The organism is Helcobacillus sp. ACRRO (assembly GCF_022347125.1).
GTDB lineage: Bacteria > Actinomycetota > Actinomycetes > Actinomycetales > Dermabacteraceae > Helcobacillus > Helcobacillus massiliensis.
In genome coordinates, this window is sequence record NZ_JAKRNG010000001.1 from 1 (window position 1) to 25,184 (window position 25,184).

The 25,184-nt window shown below is 66.9% G+C and carries 24 protein-coding genes and 1 tRNA gene; 19 read left to right on the plus strand and 6 right to left on the minus strand.

The annotated features are described in order from the left end of the window. Both MHY20_RS00005 and MHY20_RS00010 read right to left on the minus strand, forming a co-directional pair. On the minus strand, positions 1-3,796 hold a 3,796-nt coding region (locus MHY20_RS00005; RefSeq protein WP_239373600.1), incomplete at its 3' end, for a DUF4011 domain-containing protein. A gap of 87 nt (positions 3,797-3,883) precedes the next feature. Next, entirely contained in the window at positions 3,884-4,702 is an 819-nt protein-coding gene (locus MHY20_RS00010) for a DeoR/GlpR family DNA-binding transcription regulator (protein WP_239373602.1), read from the minus strand. Positions 4,703-4,839: 137 nt separating this feature from the next. Between MHY20_RS00010 and MHY20_RS00015 the strand changes: the two genes are divergently transcribed. Beyond that, positions 4,840-5,034, plus strand: coding sequence for an antitoxin (locus MHY20_RS00015; RefSeq protein WP_239373605.1), 195 nt, complete (start codon positions 4,840-4,842; stop codon positions 5,032-5,034). A 131-nt stretch (positions 5,035-5,165) separates the two neighbouring features. On the opposite strand, the gene MHY20_RS00020 is transcribed toward MHY20_RS00015, so the two are convergent. Then, on the minus strand, positions 5,166-5,855 hold the full coding sequence (locus MHY20_RS00020) for a copper resistance CopC family protein (RefSeq protein ID WP_239373607.1): 690 nt from the start codon (positions 5,853-5,855) through the stop codon (positions 5,166-5,168). Beyond that, positions 5,852-6,526 carry an NTP transferase domain-containing protein gene (locus MHY20_RS00025; RefSeq protein ID WP_239373609.1) on the minus strand — a complete coding sequence of 225 codons (675 nt, stop codon included), beginning with the start codon at positions 6,524-6,526 and terminating at the stop codon, positions 5,852-5,854. Before MHY20_RS00025 ends, MHY20_RS00020 begins: the two co-directional genes overlap by 4 nt. 164 nt (positions 6,527-6,690) lie before the next feature. Here MHY20_RS00025 and MHY20_RS00030 point away from each other — a divergent pair, with 164 nt between their 5' ends. The 6 genes from MHY20_RS00030 (at position 6,691) to MHY20_RS00055 (ending at position 15,133) form a co-directional block, all read left to right on the plus strand. Then, positions 6,691-7,965 (plus strand): MFS transporter, encoded by a 1,275-nt coding sequence (locus MHY20_RS00030; protein ID WP_239373611.1) that lies wholly within the window; start codon positions 6,691-6,693, stop codon positions 7,963-7,965. Positions 7,966-7,974: 9 nt separating this feature from the next. After that, positions 7,975-11,739, plus strand: a complete 3,765-nt coding sequence (locus tag MHY20_RS00035) for a nitrate reductase subunit alpha (RefSeq protein WP_239373613.1) — start codon at positions 7,975-7,977, stop codon at positions 11,737-11,739. Continuing rightward, on the plus strand, positions 11,739-13,409 hold the full coding sequence (narH, locus tag MHY20_RS00040) for a nitrate reductase subunit beta (protein WP_239373615.1): 1,671 nt from the start codon (positions 11,739-11,741) through the stop codon (positions 13,407-13,409). The genes MHY20_RS00035 and narH overlap by 1 nt, the downstream gene beginning before the upstream one ends. Further along, positions 13,406-14,206 (plus strand): nitrate reductase molybdenum cofactor assembly chaperone, encoded by an 801-nt coding sequence (gene narJ, locus MHY20_RS00045; protein ID WP_239373617.1) that lies wholly within the window; start codon positions 13,406-13,408, stop codon positions 14,204-14,206. Before narH ends, narJ begins: the two co-directional genes overlap by 4 nt. A 1-nt stretch (position 14,207) precedes the next feature. Further along, a complete protein-coding gene (gene narI / locus MHY20_RS00050; RefSeq protein WP_183375777.1) occupies positions 14,208-14,924 on the plus strand; it encodes a respiratory nitrate reductase subunit gamma in 717 nt (238 codons plus the stop codon). A gap of 136 nt (positions 14,925-15,060) precedes the next feature. Next, a tRNA-Arg gene (locus MHY20_RS00055) sits at positions 15,061-15,133 on the plus strand. A 53-nt stretch (positions 15,134-15,186) separates the two neighbouring features. Here MHY20_RS00055 and MHY20_RS00060 read toward each other — a convergent pair. After that, positions 15,187-15,942 carry a site-specific integrase gene (locus MHY20_RS00060; RefSeq protein ID WP_239373619.1) on the minus strand — a complete coding sequence of 252 codons (756 nt, stop codon included), beginning with the start codon at positions 15,940-15,942 and terminating at the stop codon, positions 15,187-15,189. A 319-nt stretch (positions 15,943-16,261) separates the two neighbouring features. Beyond that, the gene (locus MHY20_RS00065) at positions 16,262-16,831 is read right to left on the minus strand and encodes a helix-turn-helix transcriptional regulator (RefSeq protein WP_239373622.1); all 570 of its coding nucleotides are present in this window, start codon (positions 16,829-16,831) and stop codon (positions 16,262-16,264) included. Positions 16,832-16,934: 103 nt separating this feature from the next. Here MHY20_RS00065 and MHY20_RS00070 point away from each other — a divergent pair, with 103 nt between their 5' ends. The 12 genes from MHY20_RS00070 to MHY20_RS00125 all read left to right on the plus strand — a co-directional run bounded on the left by MHY20_RS00070 (position 16,935) and on the right by MHY20_RS00125 (position 24,768). Next, a complete protein-coding gene (locus MHY20_RS00070) occupies positions 16,935-17,120 on the plus strand; it encodes a helix-turn-helix domain-containing protein (RefSeq protein WP_239373625.1) in 186 nt (61 codons plus the stop codon). Next, complete coding sequence (locus MHY20_RS00075; protein WP_239373628.1) at positions 17,117-17,629, plus strand: hypothetical protein; 513 nt, start codon at positions 17,117-17,119, stop codon at positions 17,627-17,629. Before MHY20_RS00070 ends, MHY20_RS00075 begins: the two co-directional genes overlap by 4 nt. Positions 17,630-17,689: 60 nt before the next feature. After that, on the plus strand, positions 17,690-18,337 hold the full coding sequence (locus MHY20_RS00080) for a helix-turn-helix domain-containing protein (protein WP_239373631.1): 648 nt from the start codon (positions 17,690-17,692) through the stop codon (positions 18,335-18,337). A 202-nt stretch (positions 18,338-18,539) separates the two neighbouring features. Continuing rightward, positions 18,540-18,713: a hypothetical protein gene (locus MHY20_RS00085; RefSeq protein WP_239373634.1), complete on the plus strand. Its 174-nt coding sequence runs from the start codon at positions 18,540-18,542 to the stop codon at positions 18,711-18,713. Positions 18,714-19,317: 604 nt separating this feature from the next. After that, positions 19,318-20,652: a terminase large subunit gene (locus MHY20_RS00090; protein WP_239373637.1), complete on the plus strand. Its 1,335-nt coding sequence runs from the start codon at positions 19,318-19,320 to the stop codon at positions 20,650-20,652. Beyond that, positions 20,649-21,947, plus strand: a complete 1,299-nt coding sequence (locus tag MHY20_RS00095) for a phage portal protein (protein ID WP_239373640.1) — start codon at positions 20,649-20,651, stop codon at positions 21,945-21,947. Before MHY20_RS00090 ends, MHY20_RS00095 begins: the two co-directional genes overlap by 4 nt. Further along, positions 21,944-22,540 carry a hypothetical protein gene (locus tag MHY20_RS00100; protein WP_239373643.1) on the plus strand — a complete coding sequence of 199 codons (597 nt, stop codon included), beginning with the start codon at positions 21,944-21,946 and terminating at the stop codon, positions 22,538-22,540. The genes MHY20_RS00095 and MHY20_RS00100 overlap by 4 nt, the downstream gene beginning before the upstream one ends. Further along, positions 22,537-22,962, plus strand: coding sequence for a hypothetical protein (locus tag MHY20_RS00105; protein WP_239373646.1), 426 nt, complete (start codon positions 22,537-22,539; stop codon positions 22,960-22,962). The genes MHY20_RS00100 and MHY20_RS00105 overlap by 4 nt, the downstream gene beginning before the upstream one ends. Positions 22,963-22,973: 11 nt before the next feature. Then, the gene (locus tag MHY20_RS00110; RefSeq protein ID WP_239373649.1) at positions 22,974-23,147 is read left to right on the plus strand and encodes a hypothetical protein; all 174 of its coding nucleotides are present in this window, start codon (positions 22,974-22,976) and stop codon (positions 23,145-23,147) included. Positions 23,148-23,276: 129 nt separating this feature from the next. Next, positions 23,277-24,113, plus strand: coding sequence for a phage major capsid protein (locus MHY20_RS00115; protein WP_239373652.1), 837 nt, complete (start codon positions 23,277-23,279; stop codon positions 24,111-24,113). Then, positions 24,113-24,442, plus strand: coding sequence for a hypothetical protein (locus tag MHY20_RS00120; protein ID WP_239373655.1), 330 nt, complete (start codon positions 24,113-24,115; stop codon positions 24,440-24,442). Before MHY20_RS00115 ends, MHY20_RS00120 begins: the two co-directional genes overlap by 1 nt. Then, positions 24,439-24,768 (plus strand): hypothetical protein, encoded by a 330-nt coding sequence (locus MHY20_RS00125; protein WP_239373658.1) that lies wholly within the window; start codon positions 24,439-24,441, stop codon positions 24,766-24,768. The genes MHY20_RS00120 and MHY20_RS00125 overlap by 4 nt, the downstream gene beginning before the upstream one ends. The last annotated feature ends 416 nt before the right edge of the window (positions 24,769-25,184 follow it).

A 25,184-nucleotide genomic window follows, 5' to 3' on the forward strand; every position in this document is an offset into this window, starting at 1 on the left:
CGGCTGCCTGCTCGGCGGGGTCGGGGTCGGCGGCTGCCTGCTCGACGGGGTCGGGCGTGCCGTCGTCCTCGCCGAGGACCGCGGCGTCGAAGCCTGCTTCGAGGAAGCGCAGCAGATCGAAGAGGTCGCGCGCCCCCTCCGTCGTGAGGCGGTCCGGGTCGAAGTCTGCGGAGGCCAGGGAGCTGACCACGACGGTGCGCAGGCGCGATCGGGTCAGCAGGCTGACCAGGACCTTGCGGCCGTGCGGGCCGGACAGCGGCCCAAAGGAGTGGAACAGGCGGCCGTGCGGGGTGAGGCCGAAGCCGAGGGAGACGATGATGTCGTCGCGCTCCACCGCGGTCGCACCGATCGCGGGCGTCACCACGAACGCCTCCGGCACGTTCGGCTGGAAGAAGTCCCGCAGCTCCGGCATCCGGCTCACCGTCGACATGATGCGGTCCATCACGCGCTTCGCGTGCTCCGCCGTCACCGTCACCACCGCGAGCGAACGCTCCGGTGACATGCGGGCATGCTGCACCACCAGGTCGGTGATGCGGCGCAGCTCGGCCTCGGTCGACTCCACGTAGGCGGTGTCCGCGGCGACGGGGCCGCGGCCGTCCTCCACGTGGATGAACAGGTCATCGTCCGGCGGCAGGGGGCTCGGCACCGCGAGCTGGTGGGCGTCCAGTTCATCGGGGCGGCCGGCTCGGGTCACACGGGACACGAAGCGGCGCACACCACCGGTCGCGGGGTGCTGGTCCCGGCGGATCCGCACGATCGGGGCAAGGGCCCGCAGATCGTCCAGCAGCAGGTTGTTCGCCATCGGCAGCGCCCCCGGCTCCAGCTCCTCCGCCTCCGGCTGCAGCGGCGGCTCCCCCGCGTACTCGTACGCATCACCGATGACCACGGCGCGGTCGGCGCGGGTCAGGGCGGGGACCGCAGCAGCGGTGGGCAGGCGGGCGCCGTCGGCCACAATGACGACATCGAAGTGGACGCCCGACGGGATCAGCTGCGGCACCATGTACGGCGACACCAGCCAGAGGGGGCGGGCGCGGAACATGATCTGCTCGTACTTCGCGACCACGTCCTTCACGCTCGTGGTGCCCGGGTTGTTCAGCTCCACGATCGCGGCGCGGGACGTGTCCCGGTAGCGCTTCATCGTCTCCACGAGGATGCGGTCGGCCTGCTCCCGCACCCGGTACTGCTGCGCGGCGAGGAACTGCGCATCCAGGCGGCGGTAGCGCTCCGCGATCTGCGACAGGTCCGTGCCCGTGTGCTCACTCAGCAGCGGTTCCTTCGCCGCGATGAACTCGAACACGCTGGACCACCAGGCGAGGTCGAGCTCCGCAGCGACGTTCTCCTCCTCGAGTTCGCGGGCGCGCAGATCCGCCACAAGGCGGCCCAGGCCCTCGAAGTCGAGCTCGCGCAGAATCGTGGTCTGCTCCGGCAGGGCCTCCAGCGCCTGCTTGTCCTCCACCAGTTCCCGGATCTGCGCCTGGATGTCGGTGATCGGACGGCGGCCGAACTCGGTGCCGGCGCGGGTTCCGGCGAGCAGCACCTCCAACTCATCCAGGGAGCGCTCACAGCGGTCCACCACCGCGGTCAGGTCATCCAGATCCGCGGGTACCACAGGCTGGGAATCGGGGGCTGTCGAATGGGTGCGCCAGTCGTGGGCCACCCCGCGCACCCCGGTGAGCGCTTCGTGCAGCTCCTGCGGGGTCGCCGAGTCCTTCGCATACCCGGCGGCCTCCTGCCGCAGGGCGCGGCGCTGTCGCATCCCCTGCTTGATGCCGTGCGCCTGACGGAACTTCTTGTCGCCCGTCGCGGCGATGAGGGCATCCAGATCGGAGAGGAACACCTGGGCATCGAACCGGGTCGTCACGGTGCGCACCCGTTCCAGGACGCGGATCTGCGTGCGCAGCGCATCGATCGATTCAGCGGGCTCGAGGTGAGCCTGCTTCGTCATCTCCCGGCTGCGGCGGATCAGCTCCGGCAGGTGCTCGTCATCGAGCGCCTCAGCGAGCTCCAGGGCTCGGTCCGCCTGCGTGCGCGTGGTGATGTGGGCACCGGCCCACGGCGTGACATCGGCCCCCAGGTAGAGGGCGCGGGTGGCGGCGGCACGCTCCAGCAGCTCGCGGTACTCATCGGGCCGCTCCCCCACTCGGCGGGCCACATCGGCCGGCAGGCGCACCTGCGTGCGCGGCGCGGGGTCACGGCGCAGCAGGCCCGAGAGCGCGTTGATCGCATCGTGCGCGGAGGCGCCCCAGGGCTCCTGGCGGCGGTGCATCGCCGTCAGATGCTCACGCAGCGACTCCGCCGCCTCCACGAGCGCCGGGTCCTCCTCCATCGAGACCGGCGGCACGAACGAGTTCGCCTTCGCCAGCGACACCAGCAGCGACTCCACCGTGGTGCGCTGCAGCTGCGGGTCCGGGCTGAGGTCCAGCAGCAGATCGCCGATCCCGGCGGCGGTGACCGCCTCCGCAAGGTCCGCGAGGTGGCTGGAGCGCTGCGAGACCACCAGCACCCGCTTCTGCTGCGCGGCGAGCTCCGCCATCAGATTCACGATGGTGGAGGTCGCCGGTGCGCCCGGCGCCGTCTCCACCACGAGGCAGTCGGTGTCCTCGATGGCGGACAGGGCGCGGGCCTCGTCCGGGTCGACGATCGCAATCGGCGCGGAGGAGGCGTCGGCCTCCTTGTCACCGGTGCCGGCTCGCTTCTCCCCCTCCGGGGAGAGCGCTTCGCGGGCCTCCGGGTCCCCGGCGAGCGCCGCGATCAGGTCGTTGTCCGCGAGGTCCTCCGACGGGGTGTCGAAGTCCTCCAGCATGGACACCGAGGAGTCGATGAGGCTGCCGACGACGAGGGCGTGGGAGACCCGGAAGTTCAGCAGCGGTTCGCCGAGGCTGCGGAACGCGTCGATCACCGGGCTCGGATCGAAGCCGTGAATGGACGCGGTGAGGTCCAGCAGAGACCGGGCGTCGAGGATCACACCGGCTTCGCGCATGGCCTTCAGCAGCACCGGGTTCAGCTCCACCGCGGCGTCGAGGTCGAGGTCGATGTCCTCGCGGGCGTTGCCCCGCAGGAACAGGTTGATGGGGCGCAGCATGATCGGCGCGTGGATCGCGCTGCCGCCGTCCGACGGCAGCCAGGACGCCTCACCGATGCCGAGGTAGCAGGTGGTCAGTCCCCGTTCCTCCGCGAACGACTGCGCGATCTCCCGCAGCGCACGCGCATGGCGGCGCGCCGTCGCGAGCGAGCCGGGTTCGCGCACGAGGCTGGACAGGCGGGTGGCGCCGCGGGCGGCGAACAGGTGCGCCAGACCCTGCGGGTGGGAGTTGGTCAGGTCGAGGTACTCGGGGCCGCCGCGCAGGTCCAGGAGGAAGCCGCGCCCGTCGGCGAGGTCGGACATGGTCAGGCGCCAGCGGTCCAGGGCGCGCTCCACGCGGTCCTCGCGGGTCACCTCATCGACCTGCACCGGCAGCAGGCCCTCGAGGCGGGGGACGTCCCCGGTGAAGTGCTGGATGTCGTCCACGCTGGACGTGCCGGTGTCGGCGATCTCAGCGGCCGGGACGGCGGATGCGCCGGCCTGCCGTTCGCGTTCGCGTTGGGCGGCGTGCCGCTCAGCGAGAGTGCTGGGGGCGGCGTCCGCTTCCGCCGCCGGGGAGGAGGCGCTGGCGGGGGCGTCGGCGGGGCCGGTGGCGGCGCTGTCGGCGGAACCGGTGCCGCCGCGGGCAGAGGCGGCCGACGGCTCCGCTGCCTTCGTGGGCTCCTCGCCCTCAGCACCGGCAGCGTTCTTCTTCGATCGACCGAAAATCCACATCACAACTCCAGAGTATCGCCTCATCAGGTCCGATCCGGGTTCCGCCGTTCACCCTCCGCAGGGGCGGGGCACCGAACCCGACGGGAGTCACACGGCGTGCAGGCGCACGTGACGCTCAGCGCAGGCCTCCCGCAGCTGAGTCGGCACTTCCCCGGTGACGATGAGGTCGGTGAGGGCCGAGAGAGGGCAGATCCCCGCGAGCGCCCGCTTGCCGATCTTGTCGCCGGTCGCGAGGCCCACCACGCGACGGGAGTGGGAGATCATCGTGCGGGTGACGCCCGCTTCGGCGTCGGAGTCGCAGGTGATGCCGGCATCGACATCGACCCCGATGACGCCCACGAACATGATGTCCAGCCACAGGTCCCGCATGGTGTACTGCGCCAGCGGACCGGTCAGCTCGAACGATCGCGGCTCCGCCACACCGCCGAGCACCACCGTGCGCACTGCCGGACGCAGCACCGTCTCCATCGCAATGTTGAGGGCGGCGCACACCACGGTCAGGCCGGGGACGGAGCCGCCGGTGTCGAGGTCGGAGCGGGCGACGATGCGGCGGGCCGAGGCCGTGGTGGTGCGGCCCCCGTTGAAGCCGACGATGTTGCCGGGCTGCACCATGGCGGCCGCGGCGGCAGCGATGCGCTCGCGCTGATCACCGGCGCCGTCGCCGCGCGGAGAGGCGGCGAGGTTGTAGGCGATGTCCACGGCCACGAGGCCACCGTGGACGCGGCGCGCGAGCTGCGCCTTCTCCATGTCGACGAAGTCGCGCCGCACAGTGGACTCGCTGATGCCGAGCTGCGCGGCGACGTCGGCGACGGACAGTCGCTTGGTCTGCGCGAGCTGTCCGAGGACGAAGTCCCAGCGGGAGGACTTGTCGTGACCGACGGGTGGCACGTGACGATCGCTGCTCATTTCCACGCCTCGATTATGACCGAATGCGCAGACTGGGACACAGGCTGTTCACATGTGCTCAAATCGCCCCGAGCTCATGACGGACCTGTGATCTCGAACGGAGACGGCATGTAGCGTGGGGGTCGCCAATGTTCCCGATGGAAAGGACACCCACCATGGGCTTCGACGACGCACTCAACAAGGGCAAGCAGGCACTCGACGGCCACAGCGACAAGGTCGACGGCGCCATCGACAAGGCTTCGCAGAAGGCTCAGGATGCCGCCCCTGACCAGGCCGACGGCGCGATCCAGAACGCTGCCGACAAGGCCAAGGACTCCCTCCGCAACAACTGAGGCGAATACGCCTCCCACAGCGGGACAGCTCCCGCACAGAAGAAGGACCGGCGCCCTGCGGGGCCGCCGGTCCTTCGCTTCTCCACCATGGCCGTACGCGGCTCGGAGGCATCGCCCACGAGGCGCTCTGGTCAGGCCTGCGAGCCGGGACGCTGGTCGTCGCCGGCGGCAGAGCCTCGATCCGGGTTCTTGTCCTTGCGGGTCACCAGCACCACGATTCCGACGATCAGCGCCGCAGCCACGACAACAGCCGCGGCGATGAGCGACTTGCCGGTGCCGCCATCGTCACCGTCCGTCTCCTCATCGGCTTCGGACGCGGCGGGGGCGGAGCTGGAGGCATCCGTCGGCTGGGACGACGGCGAGGCAGACGCTGCCGGGGCGGACTCCTCACCGCCGCCGTCCGATGCGGCGGCCCCGCCCTCGGTGACAGTGAACGTGGTGGTGCCCTCGATGGGGTGGCCGTCCGAGGAGACGACCCGCCAGTCGACGGTCACCGGGCCGGCGGCGGGTGCCTCAGAGAAGTCCGCGGTGACCGACGTGCCGTCGATCGTCGGCGCGCCGTCGAACAGGACGGTGCCGACGGAGTCCTTCACCACAACGCGGGCAGACAGGTCCAGCGGCTCCGCGGAATAGGTGAGCGTGATGCTGTCGGCGGTCGCAACGGACTCGCCGTCCGCCGGCGAACTGCCGGTGAGGCTGTCATGGGCCAGGGCAGCCGGTGCTGCGAACAGGGCGGCGACGAGCGCCAGCGCGGCCGAGGCCGCGGCGGCCAGCAGGAGACGCAGCCGGTTCTGCTCGGCCCGTCGGGGTGCGATGGTCATGGGGTCGTCCTTTCCACGGCGATGCGGGCGCGCTGCAGGTCCTCCGCGGTGTCCACATCCGAGACCGCATCATCGACCCCATCCAAGGCCGGTCGGATCGTCAGGCGCGCCGGTGCCAGCTGTCCGTACAGCCGGCGCAGGCTCAGCCCCATCCAATCACCGCGCTCGCCGCGGATGTCGTTCAGAGTGGTGCGGAGCACGCTCAGCGGCCACGCGGCGCACAGGAACTGCGGGTGGCCACTCGAATCCTCGATCCCGCGGACCGTGCGGGAGGCGGGCGCGGCCCCGTCGGCTTCTTCCCCGAGGACGTGCCGGAGCAGCTCCGCACTGAGGGTGGGCATATCCCCGCCGAGCACGAGGACGTCCGCCCCTCCGTCCAGGTCCTCGAGCTCGGCAACCGCGGCCGCGAGACCGGCGACGGGCCCGCCGAAGCGCGGCTCCTCCAGGGTGCGGACGGTCTGCACGCCGTCGATCGTGAACGGCGCCGCGCGCAGATCAGACCCGTCGGCCCCTACCACCACGATGCGGCAGGGCAACCCGAGCGCCGCGATGGCCGCCCCCGCGACTCGGGCACGCATCGACAGGCCGTTGATCGACAGCTGCGGCTTGTCGATTCCGCCGAGGCGGGAGCCCTGTCCGCCGGCAATGATGATCGCAGCGCGTGAAACCATGGAAGCACCCTCGATGAAGTCGGATCGTCACCCAAGACGATATCGGCACGATATCGGCCGACCTCGGGAAACACGTCCTCAGGACAATCGTCCTGTCCACCCGATACCCCTATGATTAGAGTCATCGGGAACCCTCGAATCGGCTGCACCGAAAGGAGCACGCAGTGACCGCGTCCCCATCCCTCCGCCCTTCCGGTTCCACCGCCACCCCCCTCGACGAGCATGCCCGTGACCGCACGTTCATGCTGCTGATGGCCACCGTCGGCTTCGCCATCAACTTCTGGGCCTGGGCCCTCCTCTCCCCCCTCGCCGCGACCGTCATCAAGAAGGGCCTGACGACCGACGCCGCTCTGCTCGTCGCCGTGCCCGTTCTCGTCGGCTCCATCGGCCGCATCCCCATCGGCGCCCTCACCGACCGCTTCGGCGGCCGCCTGATGTTCCCGCTCATCTCCGTCGTCACCGTCGTCCCGGTGCTGTTCCTCGGATTCTTCGGGTTCACCAGCTACATCGCGCTCCTGGTCGGCGGCTTCTTCCTCGGCATCGCCGGCACCACCTTCGCCATCGGCGTTCCGTACGTGAACTCCTGGTACCCGCCGAAGAGCCGCGGCACCGCCCTCGGCATCTACGGCATGGGCATGGGCGGCACCGCCGTCTCCGCCTTCACCACCGTGCGCATCTTCCAGGGCCTCGGCGAGAAGGCGCCGTTCCTCATCGCCGCCACCGCCCTGCTCATCTACGCGGTGCTGGCCTACCTGCTGATGCGCAACGCCCCCGGCTGGAAGCCGAAGACCGGCTCCATGATCGCCAACACCCTCGGCACCACCAAGCTGCTCGTCACGTGGCAGGCCTGCTTCCTGTACGCCCTCAGCTTCGGCGGCTACGTCGCTTTCTCCGTGTACCTGCCGACCTTCCTCATCAACGCCTACGGCCTCGGCGCCGAAGACGCCGCCCTCCGCATGGGCGGGTTCGTCATCATCGCCGTGTTCATGCGCGCCGTCGGCGGTCAGCTGTCCGACCGCTTCGGCCCCGTCCGCACCCTCGTGGTCGCCAACACCATCGTGGCGGTCATGGCACTGATCGTCGCCGCCACCGGCGAACTCACCCTGGTGGGAACCTTCGCCTTCCTCGTCATGGCGATGGCGCTGGGCACCGGCAGCGGCGCCGTGTTCGGCCTCGTCGGCCAGGCTGCGGACCCCGCCCAGGTCGGGTCGGTCACCGGCTTCGTCGGCGCCGCCGGCGGTCTCGGCGGCTTCGTCCCGCCCCTCCTGCTGGGCTCCCTGTGGAACTCCACCGGCTCCTACGCCATCGGCCTGATCCTGCTCGCCCTCACCGCCCTCGTCGCGGTCGGCGTGGCGATCTGGACCGGCCGCACCGGGCGCGCCGCTGCTGACTCCCCGGCTGCGGATGCTGCGCCCGCTACGACAACCAAGGAACAGTGAGGTCCGACAATGACGACGACTGACCCGAAGCCCCAGGTCGACTCCTCGCTGATGAACTCCCTCATCAGCAAGCGCCGCCTGCTCTCCCCCACCTCGCGCGTCTCCGACGACAAGCGCGAGATCCACCACCGCGGCGGCCGTCAGGGCGACTCGTTCTACCGCGACCGCTGGAGCCACGACAAGGTGGTGCGCTCCACCCACGGCGTGAACTGCACCGGCTCGTGCTCCTGGCAGATCTACGTCAAGGACGGGATCATCACCTGGGAGGCCCAGCAGACCGACTACCCCTCCACCGGTCCCGACCGCGCCGAGTACGAGCCGCGCGGCTGCCCCCGCGGCGCCGCCTTCTCCTGGTACACCTACTCCCCCACGCGCGTGCGCTACCCCTACATCCGCGCCGCCCTGCTCACCATGTACCGCGAAGCGAAGGAGCAGGTGGGCGGCGACCCCGTCCTCGCCTGGGAGTCCATCGTGGAGGACCCGGACAAGTCCGCCGCGTACAAGAAGGCCCGCGGGCACGGCGGCCTGGTCCGCGCCACGTGGGAGGAGGCCGTGGAGATGATCGCCGCGGCGTACGTCTCCACCACGAAGAACTACGGCCCCGACCGCACCGCCGGGTTCACCCCGATCCCGGCGATGTCCATCGTGTCGTTCGCCTCCGGCGCCCGCTTCCACCAGCTGATCGGCGGCGCCATGCTGTCCTTCTACGACTGGTACGCGGACCTGCCCGTCGCCTCCCCGCAGATGTTCGGCGACCAGACCGACGTCCCCGAATCCGGCGACTGGTGGGACGCCGGCTACCTCATCATGTGGGGCTCCAACGTGCCGCTGACCCGCACCCCGGACGCCCACTGGATGGTGGAGGCCCGCTACCGCGGCCAGAAGGTCATCGCGGTCTCCCCCGACTACGCCGACAACGTGAAGTTCGCCGACGAATGGGTCGCGCCCCAGCCCGGCACCGACGGCGCCCTCGCCCTCGCCATGGGCCACGTGATCCTCCGCGAGTTCTACGAGAACCCCGACGGCAGCGCCCGCCCCGAATACTTCGACAACTACGCGAAGACCTACACCGACCTGCCGTTCCTCGTGCAGCTGGAGGAGCGCGCCGACGGCACCGTGGTGCCCGGCAAGTTCCTCACGGCCTCCGACCTCACCGCGGAGATCACCGACGAGTTCGGCACCGAGCACGACCAGTTCAAGCCCGTGCTGATCGACGGCAACACCGGCCGGCCGATGGTCCCCCAGGGCACGCTCGGCCACCGCTTCAGCGAGGACGGCAAGGGCCGCTGGAACCTGGACCTGCAGGGCGCTGACCCGCAGCTCTCCCTCCACAGCCGCGGCGAGGGCGTGCAGGAGATCCTCCTGCCCCGCTTCGACGCCGTCTCCACCCCCGCCGAGGACGAAGCGCACAACGCGCACTCCGCGCCGGGCACGATGCGCCGCGGTGTGCCGACCACGCAGGTCAACGGCCACACCGTCACCACGGTGTACGACCTCCTGCTCGCCTCCTACGGCATCAGCCGCGACGGCCTGCCCGGCACCTGGCCGACGGGCTACGACGACCCCAGCGAGGTCGGCACCCCCGCCTGGCAGGAGCGCATCACCGGTGTGCCCGCCGCACAGGTGCAGCGCATCGGCCGCGAATACGCGCAGAACGCCGTGGAGTCCCGCGGCCGCTCCATGATCATCATGGGCGCCGGCGCGAACCACTGGTTCCACTCGGACACCATCTACCGCACGTTCCTCACCCTCACCACCCTCACCGGCGGCCAGGGCGTCAATGGCGGCGGCTGGGCGCACTACGTGGGCCAGGAGAAGGTCCGCCCCATCACGGGCTGGCTGCACCTCGCCAACGCCCTGGACTGGTCGCGGCCGCCGCGCCACCAGACCCAGACCTCGTACTGGTTCATGCACACCGACCAGTGGCGCTACGACCAGATGACCGCGGACGCGTTCACCGCCGCCACCGCCGACGGGCGCCTCAAGGGCATGACCAACGCGGACGTGGTCGCGATGGCGCAGCGTCTCGGGTGGATGCCGCACTTCCCGCAGTTCGACCAGAACCCGCTCGCGCTCACCCAGGCCGCCGATGCCGAGGGCCGCAGCGTGCAGGACTTCATCATCGAGCACCTGAAGACCGGGAAGCTGAAGTTCGCCGCGGAGGACCCGGACGCGCACAACAACCATCCGCGCATCCTGTCGCTGTGGCGGGCGAACCTCCTCGGCTCCTCCGCCAAGGGCACCGAGTACTTCATCAAGCATCTGCTCGGCACGAAGAACGACGTGCGCGCCGAGGAGACCCCGGAGCATCTGCGCCCCCGCGACGTGGTGTGGCGCGAGAAGACCCCGGAGGGCAAGCTGGACCTGCTGCTGTCCCTGGACTTCCGCATGACCAGCTCCACCCTGTTCTCCGACGTGGTGCTGCCGGCCGCGACCTGGTACGAGAAGAGCGACCTGTCCACCACGGACATGCACCCGTTCGTCCACTCGTTCAACCCGGCGATCGCCCCGCCGTGGCAGGCCCGCAACGACTGGGACACGTGGAAGGAGATCGCGAAGAAGTTCTCCGAACTGGCCCGCAATCACCTCGGCAAGCAGCGCGACGTGGTGGCGCTGACCCTGCAGCACGACTCCACCGACGCCCTCGCCTACCCCCACGGCGTGGTCCGCGACTGGAAGCACGACGAGGGCGTGGAGCCGATCCCCGGCATCACCATGCCGAAGCTCGTCGAGGTGGAGCGCGACTACCGCGAGATCTACGACAAGTTCGTGGCGCTCGGCCCCCTGGCGGAGAAGCTCGGCTTCACCACGAAGGGCATCACCTTCGATGTGAAGCGCGAAGTCGAGTACCTCGGCAAGAAGAACGGCCTCATCAAGGAGGGCCCGGCCAAGGGCCGCCCGTCCCTGGAGACCGATGTGCGGGCCGCGGAGATGGTGCTGGCGTTCTCCGGCACCACCAACGGCCACCTCGCCACCCAGGGATTCCGCACACTGGAGAAGCGCACCGGCACCCAGCTGCACGACCTCTCCGCGGAAGCGGAGGGCAAGCAGATCACGTTCGCGGACACCAAGGCCGCGCCGGTGCCGGTGATCACCTCGCCGGAGTGGTCCGGCTCGGAGTCCGGCGGCCGCCGCTACTCCTGCTTCACCATCAACACGGAGCGGCTGAAGCCGTGGCACACCCTGACGGGCCGCCAGCACTTCTACCTCGACCACGACTGGATGAGGGAGATGGGCGAGAACCTGCCCGTGTACCGCCCACCGCTGGACATGAACGCCCTGTTCAACGAGGGCGAGATCGGCTCCACGAACGAACTCGGCCTCGCAGTGCGGTACCTGACGCCGCACAACAAGTGGTCGATCCACTCGGAGTACCAGGACAACCTGTTCATGCTGTCGCTCTCGCGCGGCGGCCAGTCGATCTGGATGAGCGCGGAGGACGCCGCCAAGGCCGGCATCCGCGACAACGACTGGGTGGAGGCAGTGAACCGCAACGGGGTGGTGGCGGCGCGGGCGGTCGTCTCGCACCGCATGCCGGAGGGCACGGTGTACATGCACCACGCCCAGGATCGCGTGGTGAACGTGCCGCTGACCGAGACCAGCGGGAAGCGCGGCGGCATCCACAACTCGCTCACCCGCATCATGATCAAACCCACCCATATGGTCGGCGGGTACGCCCAGCAGACCTTCGCCTTCAACTACCTGGGGCCCACCGGCAACAACCGTGATGAGGTCACCCGCATCCGCAAGCGCACTACGGAGGTGACGTACTGATGCGCATCATGGCTCAGATGTCGATGGTGATGAACCTCGACAAGTGCATCGGCTGCCACACCTGCTCAGTTACCTGCAAGCAGGCATGGACGAACCGATCCGGCACCGAATACGTCTGGTTCAACAACGTGGAGACCCGGCCCGGGCAGGGCTATCCGCGCCGCTACGAGGATCAGGAGAAGTGGAAGGGCGGCTGGGTCCTGGACCGCAAGGGCCGCCTGAAGCTGAAGGCCGGCGGCAAGTTCCGCAAGCTCGCGCAGATCTTCTCCAACCCGATCATGCCGAGCATCGAGGACTACTACGAGCCGTGGACCTACGACTACTCGAACCTGCTGGATGCTCCGGCGCAGGAGCACATCCCGGTGGCGAAGCCGAAGTCGCTGCTGACCGGTGAGGACATGTCGATCGAATGGTCGGCGAACTGGGACGACGACCTCGGCGGCTCCACGGAGCACCTCCACGAGGACCCGATCCTGGAGCGCATCCAGACGGAGGTGAAGGCCGAGTTCGAGAAGACCTTCATGTTCTACCTGCCGCGCATCTGTGAGCACTGCCTGAACCCGTCGTGCGTGGCGTCCTGCCCCTCGGGCGCGATGTACAAGCGCGAAGAGGACGGCATCGTCCTGGTGGACCAGGACCAGTGCCGCGGTTGGCGCATGTGCATCTCCGGCTGCCCCTACAAGAAGGTGTACTTCAACCACCGGACGGGCAAGGCCGAGAAATGTCATTTCTGCTACCCGCGCATGGAGCAGGGCATCCCAACGGTGTGCTCGGAGACCTGCGTGGGCCGCCTGCGCTACCTCGGCCTCGTGTTCTACGACGCCGACCGCGTCACCGAAGCGGCGTCCACCCCGAACGAGAAGGACCTGTACGAGGCGCAGCGCTCCCTGATCCTCGACCCGAACGACCCGGCCGTGGTGCAGGCCGCCCGCGAGGCGGACATCCCGGAGGACTGGATCCTCGCCGCGCAGCGCTCCCCCATCTACCGGCTCATCAACGAGTGGAAGGTGGCGCTGCCGCTGCACCCGGAGTACCGCACCATGCCGATGGTCTGGTACATCCCGCCGCTGAGCCCCGTCGTCGACGAGATCGCGAAGACCGGTGAGGACGCGGAGGATCAGCGCAACCTGTTCGCCGCGATCGAGCAGCTGCGCATCCCTATGGACTACCTGGCGGAGCTGTTCACCGCCGGGGACGTCTCCGTGGTGGACGGTGTGCTGCGCAAGCTCGCCGCGATGCGCTCCTACATGCGAGACATCTCCATGGGCCGGGAGGGCCAGGAGGAGATCGCGGCATCCGTCGGTATGACGGGGCAGGAGATCCGGGAAATGTACCGCCTGCTGGCGATCGCGAAATACGAGGAGCGGTACGTGATCCCGCCCGCGCACTACAGCGACGCGCACTCCCTCGAGGGCATCTCCACCGACTGCTCGCTGAACACGGACGGCGGGCCCGGCATGGGCGGCCCGTCCTCGATCTTCGGTGAGGATTCGGGGGCCGACGGCCTCACCCCCGTCGGTGTGGAGAACTTCAACATTCTGAAGAACCGCGCCCAGATGGACCGCGTGCCGCCGGTGGAGCCGGGCCGCATCAACCTGCTGAACTGGGACGGCAAGGGCACGCCCGACGGGCTCTTCCCCTCCGACAGCAGCGGGACTGATCGATCATGAGCATCCTGAAGCGACTGGCGGGCCGGGCCGTTCCCGGCCTCGCCGCCTCCCCCATCGACGGGGACGCGAAGCAGGTGGCGTGGGCGATCGGCTCGCACCTGATGGCGTACCCCGATGGGGAGATCGTGGAGCGGCTGCCGCTGCTGCGGGACGCCTGCTCCCTGCTGCCGGAGCCGTACGGCTCGGAGGTGGCAGCGGTCGTGGACCGGATGCTCGCCGAGTCCCGCACCGATGACCTCGCTGCCCTGCAGCAGGAGTACGTGGCGACGTTCGACACCCGTCGGCGCGGCTGCCTGTTCCTGACGTACTTCGGCAGCGGCGACACCCGCCGCCGCGGGATGGCGCTGCTGGAGATCAAGCAGACCATGCGCGAATCCGGGGTGGAGCTCGCCGCGGACCGCGAGGACGAACTGCCCGACCACCTGTGCGTGGTGCTGGAGTTCGCCGGCACCGTCGACGCGGAGGCCGGTGAGCGGATCCTGCTGGACAACCGCGCCGGCATCGAACTGCTGCGCACTCACCTGCAGGAGATCGACTCCCCATGGGCGCCGGTGATCCGGATGGTCTGCGCCACCATGCCCGCCCTCAATGACGACGACCGCACCGCGATCGCAAAGCTTGCTGAACAGGGCCCCGCTCAGGAATCCGTCGGCCTCTCCGGCTACGGCACGGACGCGGACTACATGGCGAGCCCGCCCACGAACGCGCCCGTCGCCTTCACCGCCCCGTCGGGCCCGGTCCCCCTGCCGACCCCACGTATCCGACCGACCCAGCCGTCCAGCGCTCGAAGGAGCTGACATGCGTGACGTGACGATCCTCGACACCCTTCTCTGGGTTGTCTTCCCCTATGTGTGCATGGCGTTCTTCGTGCTCGGGCACATCTGGCGCTACCGCTACGACCAGTTCGGCTGGACCACCCGGTCGAGCCAGATGTACGAGGACCGGATCCTGCGGTGGGCATCGCCCATGTTCCACTTCGGCATCCTGTTCGTCGCCATCGGCCACTTCGGCGGCCTGGTGATCCCGAAGTCCTGGACGCAGGCGATCGGCATCAGCGACCACGTGTACCACCTGCTGGCGATCACCCTCGGCACCGTGGCGGGCGTATGCACACTCGTGGGTCTGCTGCTGCTGATCTGGCGCCGACGCTCCAACAAGCGCCTCATGGGCGCGACCACGCTGATGGACAAATTCATGTTCCTGATGCTCGCGGTCGTGGCCGGCCTCGGCGTGTGGGCGACCATCGCGAACAACGTGTTCGGCTCCTACGACTACCGCTCCACCATCTCCGTGTGGTTCCGGCAGATCTGGACGCTGCGCCCCGACGCAGCGATGATGGTGGACGTGCCGCTGACGTTCCAGCTGCACGCCCTGGTCGCCATCACCCTGTTCGCGGTGTGGCCGTTCACGCGCCTCGTGCACGTGTTCTCGGTGCCCGTGGGCTACCTGGGCCGCCCGTACATCGTGTACCGCTCGCGGGATGACAAGCGCGTCGCCTCGAAGGCCGGCTGGTGATCTGCACCGTCTGATTGGGTGCGCCCCGCGCATCCCGCTACACTGAACGGGTCCGAGCCGCGGCTTTTCTGCCGCAGGAGCGGACCCGTTCCGTTCAGCATCCGTCGGCCTTCCGGCCCGGTTCGCTCGACGATCAGCCCCCGTAGCTCAGGGGATAGAGCACGGCTCTCCTAAAGCCGGTGTCGCAGGTTCAAATCCTGCCGGGGGCGCAAACAAAACCCCAGGTCAGGCCCCATAAACGGGGACCGGCCTGGGGTTCACCTCATTCGGGACGCACCAAAAACGTACCAAAATCCTTGAACGAGGTCGCGATCCCGTCAGCTACCGCGTCCAAGTCGGCATCGAAAAGATCTGTGTACACGTCCAGCGTGGTGCTCGGCTTCTCATGCCCAAGCATCCGCTGCACCGCAAGCACCGAAGCGCCACTACTCACCGCAAGACTCGCCGCCGTATGCCGCAGCTCGTGCGGAGTCAGCCCCTCCAGCCCCGCTTCCTCTGCAGCCCGGTCGAACCACGACCGCCGCATATTCCGCACCCGAAGCGTTGCGCCGTTGGGTGAGGGGAACAGCAGGGCATCACGGGGCCTCATGTTCATCTGACGGCGCATGGCCTCATCCAAGATGCTCGGGAACGGGACCGAACGACGCTCCCCACTCTTGGGGACCGAGAACTTCCCCTCACCGTGCACCTCTGTGAACGAACGATCCACCATCAACCGTCGACGCCCAAGGTCAACACTGCCGACCGTGAGCGCCGCCAGCTCCCCGATCCTGAGCCCCGTCATCGCGAGGACGTAGACGATCAGCGAATGAGGCCCCGCTGCTTCCGCTAGCGCCTGAACCTCCGACGGGCTCAGGTACCGCCGCTTCGCGACCTCCTGCCGTGGCAACCGGATCCCGGCAGCAGGGTTCGAGGCGATCCGCTTAGTCCTGATCCCCAGTTCCAGGATCCCGCTCAGGACGACATGCGCTTTACACACCGTCGAACTCGCCAACCCGCTGGCAGACAGGTCGTTCACCCACGCCTGAACATCACCGTGCGTTACGCGGTCCAAACGGGTCGACTCCCATGCAGGCAAGACTTGGCGACGGACCACAGTCTGATATCTGCCGAGTGTTGACTCCGCCCACGAAGGGTTCTTCAACCACTCCTCCGCCATGTCACCGACCGTGAGGCGGCCCGCCTGAGGATCTAGGTAGGTGCCCTTCGCTAGGGCTGATTCGGCCTCACTCAGCCACAGCTGCGCATCTCGTTTCCGCCTGAAGGTCCGAGTGATCTGTCTCCTGCTCGCGTCACGGTACCGGGCCCGCCACGTCCCCGCAGGCGTCCTGCGAACGTCACCCATCTTCTCGCCCGAGCGCTTCGAACTCTTCTAACGAGTTGATCTGTCGAACCCCTGGTGTAGGCCGAAGCTCGCGACCATCCTTGGTGACCCGTAGCCGAGAACGGTTGATCAACACATGAAGGCTCTCATCAACGCTCCACTGCCGATATTGCTCAAAGTCCTTCAGCAGCTCAATCTCATCATCTGCGAGCAACGGCAGCTCATCCTCTTGCACCGAAACATCCGCGTCACGAACCGCCTGAGCCGCGACCCTCCATTGGGCCAACGCTTCCACGGCCCGAGCTTCGGCCTCCTGGACCCTCAACCCCAGCTCCCGAACGAGTGGCCACGGGCCCTGCTGGACCCGAGCCTGGAAGCGCCGTATGTCCGTTCCAAGGATCCCTACCGCGTCGACCGCTTCCCCAGCGCGAAGCGGGCGCTTGCCCTGCTCCACACTCCACACAGTCGATTGGGACCACTTGTGACCGTAGTCCTTCATCCGAGCCGCAAGCTCAGCTTGGGACATGCGCCCCTTGCGCATCTCGCTCAGTTCCATGCCGATCAGCTCATCTATCCGCGCCATGCCAGCAGGCTACAGGACTTGACAGTTGCGCACGACTAGATCTTGTGGTTACATTGGGGTCACTGGATATCCCAGTCGTTCGCAACTACGAAAGAGAGTCACAATGACCGCAGATCTGATGACCGTGAAGGAGACAGCCGAGTACCTGCGCCGCACCGAGAGCGCACTCCGCTGGCTCATCTACACCGAAGTTGCACCACCCCACGCCAAGCTCGGAGGACGGATCTACTTCCGCCGCTCCGACGTGGACGCATGGGTTGACCGCCAGTTCGCCAAGGAGACCGCATGAACACCACCGACATGAAAAAAGTCCCCGCTGTGCTGCCACACAACGAGGACCTGAACGATCACAAGGGAAAGCGACCGATGACACCCACTGTATCAATGACCCCCGCCAAGTACGCCAACCGCACCACCACCACCGACCGCGGCACCGGCACCACCCCCGTCATCGCACGAGACCATCAGGGCCGCGTCTCACTCGCAATCCTGGCCGAATGCCCGTCCTGGTGCAGCCAACTGCACGAAGAACTCATCGACCCTGACGACTGCGGAGTCACACACACCCGCATCTTCGGCACCGGCAACAGCGTCGTGGAGGTCGCGCAGCTCGTCTCCTGGGAACACGAAAACGGGCACGTCTCCGACATCCACACCGATGAACCCTCCCTGTGGATCGACCCCTGCTGGACACAGGTCGCCCTCACCGTCGACCAGGCAGCCAACCTCACCCAACTGCTGAGAGAAGCAGAACCCTGGCTGGGCACAGCACGGGCCGAGCACCAGCACACGAAGTGAAGTCGCGAGGGCGGCGGACCACACCAGGTTCGTCGCCCTCACTGAAAGGAGGTGAGCACTTTGGCGTTCGAGTTCTATGGGTGGGCATGGGTTACGCCGCTCCAAACCCGGGACAAGTTCGTGCTGCTCGCACTGGTGGACCATGCCGACGCTGAGACTGGGGTCTGCTGGCCCTCACAGGAGCGCCTTGCCGACTTCACCGGGTATGACCGCCGGACGGTCATTCGCGCTCTGCGGAGCCTCACCGAACTCGGCTACATCAGCCGCCGACCCCGCCACGACCGGAAGCGGCCGGGGATGAAGGCACCGAACGAATACACATTGCAGGTAGGGCACCTGCACAAGGAAATCCCCGATGTGACAGCATGTCCCATCTCAGAACCAGATGTGACACCACGTCACAAGGCAGACAAGGAAACCCCAGGTCAGCACGATGTGACAGCACGTCACAACGGGAACACAGATGTGACACCCTGTCCTGACTCAGTGACACAGAGTCACAAGAACCAGTCACTTAACCATTCTTCCTATACAGAAGAAGATTCACACGCGCGCGAGGAAACTTCCGACGTCTGGTCCGATGAGGCTGAGTTCTACGACTACCAGGACGCGCGCCGCTTCACCCCCACCCCCGAACCCGCATCGCCCCAGAACTTCCGGGCTGCGTTCGCCAGTCAGGGCTATCGGCTGAACCGGGGGGCGGCATGACTCAGTGCGCCGACTGCCAGGGTGTGCCCTGCATCTGTCACTACATCGCGAAGCTCGCCGACGGGGTACTGGGGCACGCGATGACGGCAGTGGCCGTAGATCAGATGACCACCCCCACCCCCCACCGGGGAGGTTGCCCGTGCCCTGAGTGCTACCGGGATCGGCTGCGCTCATGGGGCGGGGTCGACGAAAGGACAACGACATGACGAAGAAGTTCCCCACTCTGCAGGTGGCGACTGCGAAGGACAGTGAGGCCGCGTGGTTGATCATCCGGCGTGGTCAGATCGCGTCGATGAAGGTCCGCCCCAGTGAAGCGTTCAGGCTTGCTGACGCGCTCGTGGACGCGGTGGAGAAGCTGGAGGTGCAGGAGGGATGAAGCCGATGAAGCCGTGCATCACCTGCGGAGAACTCATCGAGGGCCGCGCCCACTGCTATTCCTGCCACAACACACGCCAACGCGAACGAGAGGACAAACCACGACGCAGCCGCAAGACAAGCACAGCGCGCGGATACGGAGCGAACTGGAAGCGCCTCTCGCTCAAAGCGCGGGCACGGCAGGACTGGTGCACCGACTGCGGATCCCCCGACCGCCTCACCGTCGACCACACACCTCAAGCATGGGACCGCTACACCAAGCGACTGCCCATCCGACTCGAGGACGTGGACGTGGTGTGCAGCGGGTGCAACACGGACCGGGGATCGTCACGGCCCGGCACACCCCGCTTCAACTACTGGGTCCGGACCGGCATCGACCACCACGGACCCTGGGGGGATGGGGTCACCGGGGGGCCAGTCGACCCGCCACGACAAGGCACAGAGACAGTTTGTTGGGAAAGGTTCTCATTATGAAGGTGGGACGGAAGGCGCGTGTGGACCCGTCTCCGCTGCCGTTCAGCACTCGGCTCAGGGGTTCGCGCCGGTTCCGGAAGTTCGTTCGGGACTTCATCGTGACTCCGAAGGGCACTGGTGCTCGTTCACCGATGAAGCTGCAGGACTGGCAGATGGAGCTCGTGGGCAGTGTGTTGGACGCTGAGCCGCGTCCGAGGACGGCGGGCTGGATGCTTCCTCGTGGTCAGGGCAAGTCAACGCTGGTGGCTGCTCTGGGCCTGTATGACCTGATGCTCGGTGAGGAGGGCGCGTCCATCGTGGTTGCTGCGGTGGATGAACGTCAGGCAGGGATCGTGTTCCGGGCGGCTGCTCGCATGGTGGAGCTGAACGAGGATCTGCTGTCACGGGTGGAGGTGCACAAGGACAAGCTGGTGGTCCCTGAGCGGGGAGCGTCGTTCCAGGTGCTTCCGGCTTCTCCTGCTGCGCTGGAGGGCCTGGACCCGACCCTGGCGATTGTTGATGAGATCGGTGTGGTCCGTCAGGACGTGTGGGAGACGATTGCGCTCGCTCAGGGTAAGCGCGCTCAGTCGACCATGATCGGGATTGGGACTCCGGGTCCGGATCCGCACGAGGGTGTGTTGGCGTCTCTGCGGTCGTATGCGCGGGCGCACCCGGACGATGAGACGTTCGTGTGGCGGGAGCACTCTGCAGCGGGGTTCGAGGACCATCCGGTGGACTGTGAGCACTGCTGGGAGCTGGCGAACCCTGCCCTGGACACGTTTCTGCATCGTGACGCGATCCGGGCTCTGCTGCCACCGAAGACTCGTGAGGCAACATTCCGGCGCGCTCGCCTGTGCCAGTTCGTGTCGGAAACGTCTGGTGCGTTCCTGCCTGAGCGGGTGTGGGAGTCCACCACTGATGATTCACCGATCCCCGAGGGTGCGGACGTGGTGGTGGCGCTGGACGGTTCGTTCAACAGTGACGCGACCGGCCTGGTCGTTGCCACCGTGGACATGTCACCGCATATGGACGTGTTGGGCCTGTGGGAACCCCCGGTTGGGGATCCGGACTACCGGGTGCCTGTGGAGGACGTGGAGGACGCGATCAGGGCCGCTGCGCGCCGATGGAGGGTGGTGGAGCTGGTGGCTGACCCGTTCCGGTGGACGAGGACGCTGCAGATCCTCTCCAAGGAGGGCATCAGGGTTGCTGAGTTCCCGTGGTCCACGGCCCGCATCACCCCCGCCACGGTGGACTTCTACACCGCGTGCCTGTCCGGTGCTATCTCCCACAGCTCAAACGATGACTTTGCCCGCCATATCGGGAACGCCGTCGTCAATGAGTCCGAGCGCGGTGTGCGACTGGACAAGTCCAAGCGCGGATCCACCCGGCACATCGACCTCGCCGCCTGTGCGGTGATGGCGCACAGCCGCGCCACCTGGAACGCCATGAAGAAGAACAAGCGACGAAAGGTTAGGACCTTCCAATGACCAACGAACTGACGAACCTGCTGCAGCTGCTGGACGCGAAACAGCATGTCTATGACCAGATCGACCGCTACTACAACGGCACTCCCCCGCTGTCGTTCCTGGCACCGGAGGCGCGCGAAGCCCTCGCTGGACGCTTCGGTGTGCTCGGGTCGAACCTGTGCCGACTCGCTGTCACCGCGATCAGTGAGCGGCTGCGCGTAACGGGGTTCCGTGTCGACGGTGCCCACAGTGACCAGCTGTGGGGCGCATGGGTCCGTAACGACCTGGACCAGCTCGCCGGGGTTGCCCACCGTGAAGCCCTGGCACTTGGGCAGTCCTTCGCGATTGTGTGGGCCGACACCGCTGGGAAGGCCACGGTGTCGATTGAGGACGCGCGGCATGTCGCTGTAGTCCGTGACCCGGCAACCCGGCATGTGACTGCTGCTGTGAAGCGCTGGACCACCGACACCACCACTGAGGCGGTCGTGTACGGGCGGGACCGCATCACCCGCTACACAGCGAACACCACGAGCGCTGTCACCGGCTTCACCGTCACATCCACGGTGCCGAACCCGACCGGTTGGGTTCCGGTGGTGGAGCTGCGCAACACGGACCGCCTCACCACCCCTGCCACGAGTGAGCTCCGAGACCTGATGCCGCTGCAGGACGCGCTGAACAAGCTGCTGGCAGACCTAATGGTGGGCTCGGAGTACTTCGCGCGGCCCCGCCGTTGGGTGACCGGTGTGGAGCTGGAAGAGGACGAGGACGGCATCGTGCACAACCCCTTCCCCGAGGGCCACCGCATGATGGTCGCCGAAGAGGAAGGTGCACGGTTCGGTCAGTTGCCCGCTTCCGACCTGGGATCGTATGAGTCCGCTATCACCGCGATTGTTCAGCAGATGCAGGCGATAAGTGGCCTTCCGGATCACATGGTTGGCATCACCTCCAACCAGCCGCCGTCGGCTGACTCCCTGCGCGCTTCCGAGGCGTCACTGACTGCACGCGCCGAGCAGAAACAGGCGGCGTTCGGGCGGGCGTGGGAGACCGTGGCGCGGCTCATCCTCGCTGTGGAGAACGGCACCGCTCCCGAGGACTACACGGTGCGCATCACCTGGTCGGACCCCGCCACGAGGTCTGTCGCTCAGGAAGCGGACGCCACGGTGAAGCTGGTGCAGGCGGGAATCCTGCCCGCGTCATGGGCACTGCGCCGACTCGGGTACACCACTGACGAAATCGACGAGATCCAGGCAGCGCGGCGCACTGAGCACGTCGACCAGGCCGCCGCTGGACTCGCTGGAAAGCTGGTGGCGTCATGACGTTCACAGACCTGCTGGAGCGGATGCAGGACGGCCCGAGGAAGGCCGCTGAGGGTATCGCTGCCGCATACCTGGACGGGGAGTTCACCAGCATTGACGAGGCGGCGCGCGCCCTCGCACGAGTGGCGTCCACGTCCATCGAATCAGCGCAAATCCTTGGGCAGGCCGCGTGCCGGGACATCCTGCTCACCATCGGGGAGACCCCTTCCGCTACCGCCGCCCCACTGCCACTGGTGGACCATGCCCGCCTCATCACCGCGTCCACCACGTGCCTGTCCACGGAACACACAGCCGTCATGGCGGCGGGCCGCATGGTCACCGCTGAACTGGTGAGGGCTGCACAGGACGCGTTCCACCGCCAGATGCAGGACTCCGAGAAGGTGACCGGGTGGAAGCGCGGCATGGAGTCATCGGCCTGTCAGCTGTGCGAATGGTGGTCCCGTGAGGGCCGCGTGTGGCCGAAGGACTACCCGATCCAGACCCATAAGGGCTGCACGTGTCGACAGATCCCCACAACTATTGCCATTGACGAATTCGAGGAAGTGACCGAAGAAGCATGGAAGTACGCCGAGAAGAGGAAGGCCAGGAAATGACCACTGACAACGAGAACATGAGCAACGAGACCACATCCGAGGACACCAACCGCGAAGAGGTTTCCCACGAATCTGGGGAAAACACTACGGAGGATCAGCCCGAGACGTTCCCACGGGAATACGTGGAGAAACTGCGCAACGAGGCCGCTCAGTACCGGACCCGAGCCAAGCGCGCTGACGAATACGCCGAGCGGCTGCATGTCGCCCTCGTGGACGCCACAGGCCGCCTAGCAGACCCCACGGACCTCCCGTTCAACCCGGACCACCTGGAGGACACCGAAGCGCTCACAGAAGCGATTGACGCCCTCCTGGAGCGCAAGCCTCACCTGGCGTCCCGAACCCCCTACGGCGACGTTGGGCAGGGCATCCGGTCCACCACGGCAGACGTGGACCTCGCCGCACTTCTCCGAGCCCGAGCATGAGAGGAACCACCATGAAGACGTTCATCATCAACCACGGGATCAAACAAGCCGACTACTACGGGGAAGTTCAGGCAGCGAAGTTCCTCCACCACCAAAGCGGATTCATCTACTTCAACGACGAACACGGTGCAACGAAACTGGCACTGAAAGCCGATATCGTCCACACAATCACGGTTGAGGAATGATATTCTGACAGTGCCCCTCCTCCTTGGAGTGCTGATGAGGGTGGAGACAGGTTCTCCACCCTCATCTCTCGTGTGAGTCCTGGCGACGAGCGAACCAAAGAATAAGCTCTCGTCTGAAAGGACCACACAATGGTTGAAACAACCGCATCCAATCCCCAGCTGCTGCACGAGCAGGTGTCCTCCCTCCTGCTGCAGCCGCTGGAGTCCGAGTCCATCGTCCTCGCCAGCGGACCCCGAATCTTCGACACCGCTTCTCCGCTGCGAATCCCCCGCCTGGTGTCCTCCACTGAACCGTCCTGGGTTGGTGAGGGCGAACTGATCCCCGAGCACGATGTGCAGTTCGGTGAAGTCCGTCTGATGCCGAACGACCGCAAGTCCATCAAGACGATGGTCCGGTTCACCAACGAGCTGCTGCGCCAGTCCGTCATCGGTCTGGACTCCGTGCTGAAGGCCCGTCTGGTCGCTGACGTTGCCCGCAAGCTGGATGACGCGTTCCTCGCTGGTGACGGCAGCGACAACTCCGTCACCGGCATCATCAACCAGGCCGGTGTCCAGAAGGGCACCCTGGACTCCACCGATGCCGACTCCCTGCTGGATGCCCTCGCCATGACCAGCGCCGAGGAAGTCACCCCGAACCGGTGGTTCCTGTCCGGTGCGGACTTCTTCTCCATCCGCAAGATGAAGGACTCTTCCGGCAAGTACATCCTGGAGTCCGACATCACCCGTGACGCCACGCACCGCCTGTTCGGTGTCCCCGTCACCGTCACGAACAAGCTGCCCGAGGGAACCGCTGTCCTCGCTGACATGTCCCAGGTGGCTGTTGCTCGCGACACCAACCCGTCCGTCACTCTGTTGTCCGAGCGTTTTGCGGAGTACGACGAGCAGGCGATCCGCGTGACCGCTCGTTTTGACCTTGGGCTGCTGCACCCCGAGGGCGTCGTGGTGCTGAGCAAGGACGCCGACTGATGAAGGACGCCGCCCTGGTGACATGGGAGGTGCTGGACCTGATGGGACGGCGCGATGACACTGACCTGGAGAAGCAGGTGGCGTCATCCGCCGACACCATCAGGATGATGGCCTACGCCTACACCCGGGGCGGCGGCTTCAACCCCCTGAACATCAACGAGGTGAAGCCGGACGTGTTCTCCGTTCTGGTGACCGCCACGGCCCGCCTCGTCGCCAACCCCGAGCAGATCCGGTACCAGGTCGGAGCACTCAGCATGAACGAGGGCTTCCGAGGGTGGAGTCTTGCTGAGCGTGCTGTCCTGGATCGGTACCGGAGGAAGGCAGCATGATCGGGCACACCAAGATCAGCGTCACCCGCAAAGGTGGGGAGATCGGGCGGGACCGGTACGGCAATCCCATCTACGCGCCGGACGAAACCAAGGTCTACCGTGGCGAGTTCTTCCCCCTGACCACGACTGAGGCATGGCGCGGAGAGACCGGCGGCACGGTCGCCAATGAACGGTTCCGTGTCCTGCTGCCACCATCGGCAACGGACATTGCTCACAACGAGCATGTGCAGATTCTCGGGAGGACGTTCCGCATCGTTGGCGTTCCCGAGCCGTTCGCGGTCAACGGGCGCGTCCACCACTACGAGTTCGAGGCACGAGCGATCTAAGGGAATAGGACGCCTGTTCTACTACTCTGGTTGCGTTCGAAAGGGGCTCGAAAACGTACCAAGAACCAACCAGGGTTGGCAACAAACGCCAATGGTGAGACACTAAGGGCAGGAAGAGTTATGCGCTCTGACCAGGGCTTTCGCCGCTTCCCAGCAAGCGCCAATGATGCCCGGTAGCACCGGGAACGCTCTCCTAAAGCCGGTGTCGGACGTTCGAATCGTCTCGGGGGCACACATAGGACCCCAGGTCAGCGCCTTCTTCAGGCGCCGACCTGGGGTCCAGTCATCGCCGCGGCGATTTCGCGCCGTGACCGTGCGGGCTCCGGGCCGATCCATCGTCGTATTCGGGGATCCGCGCACGGAAGTTCCCGAATGCGCAGACCGATCGTCCGCTCGCCGGCCGGGCCGGGAGGCCC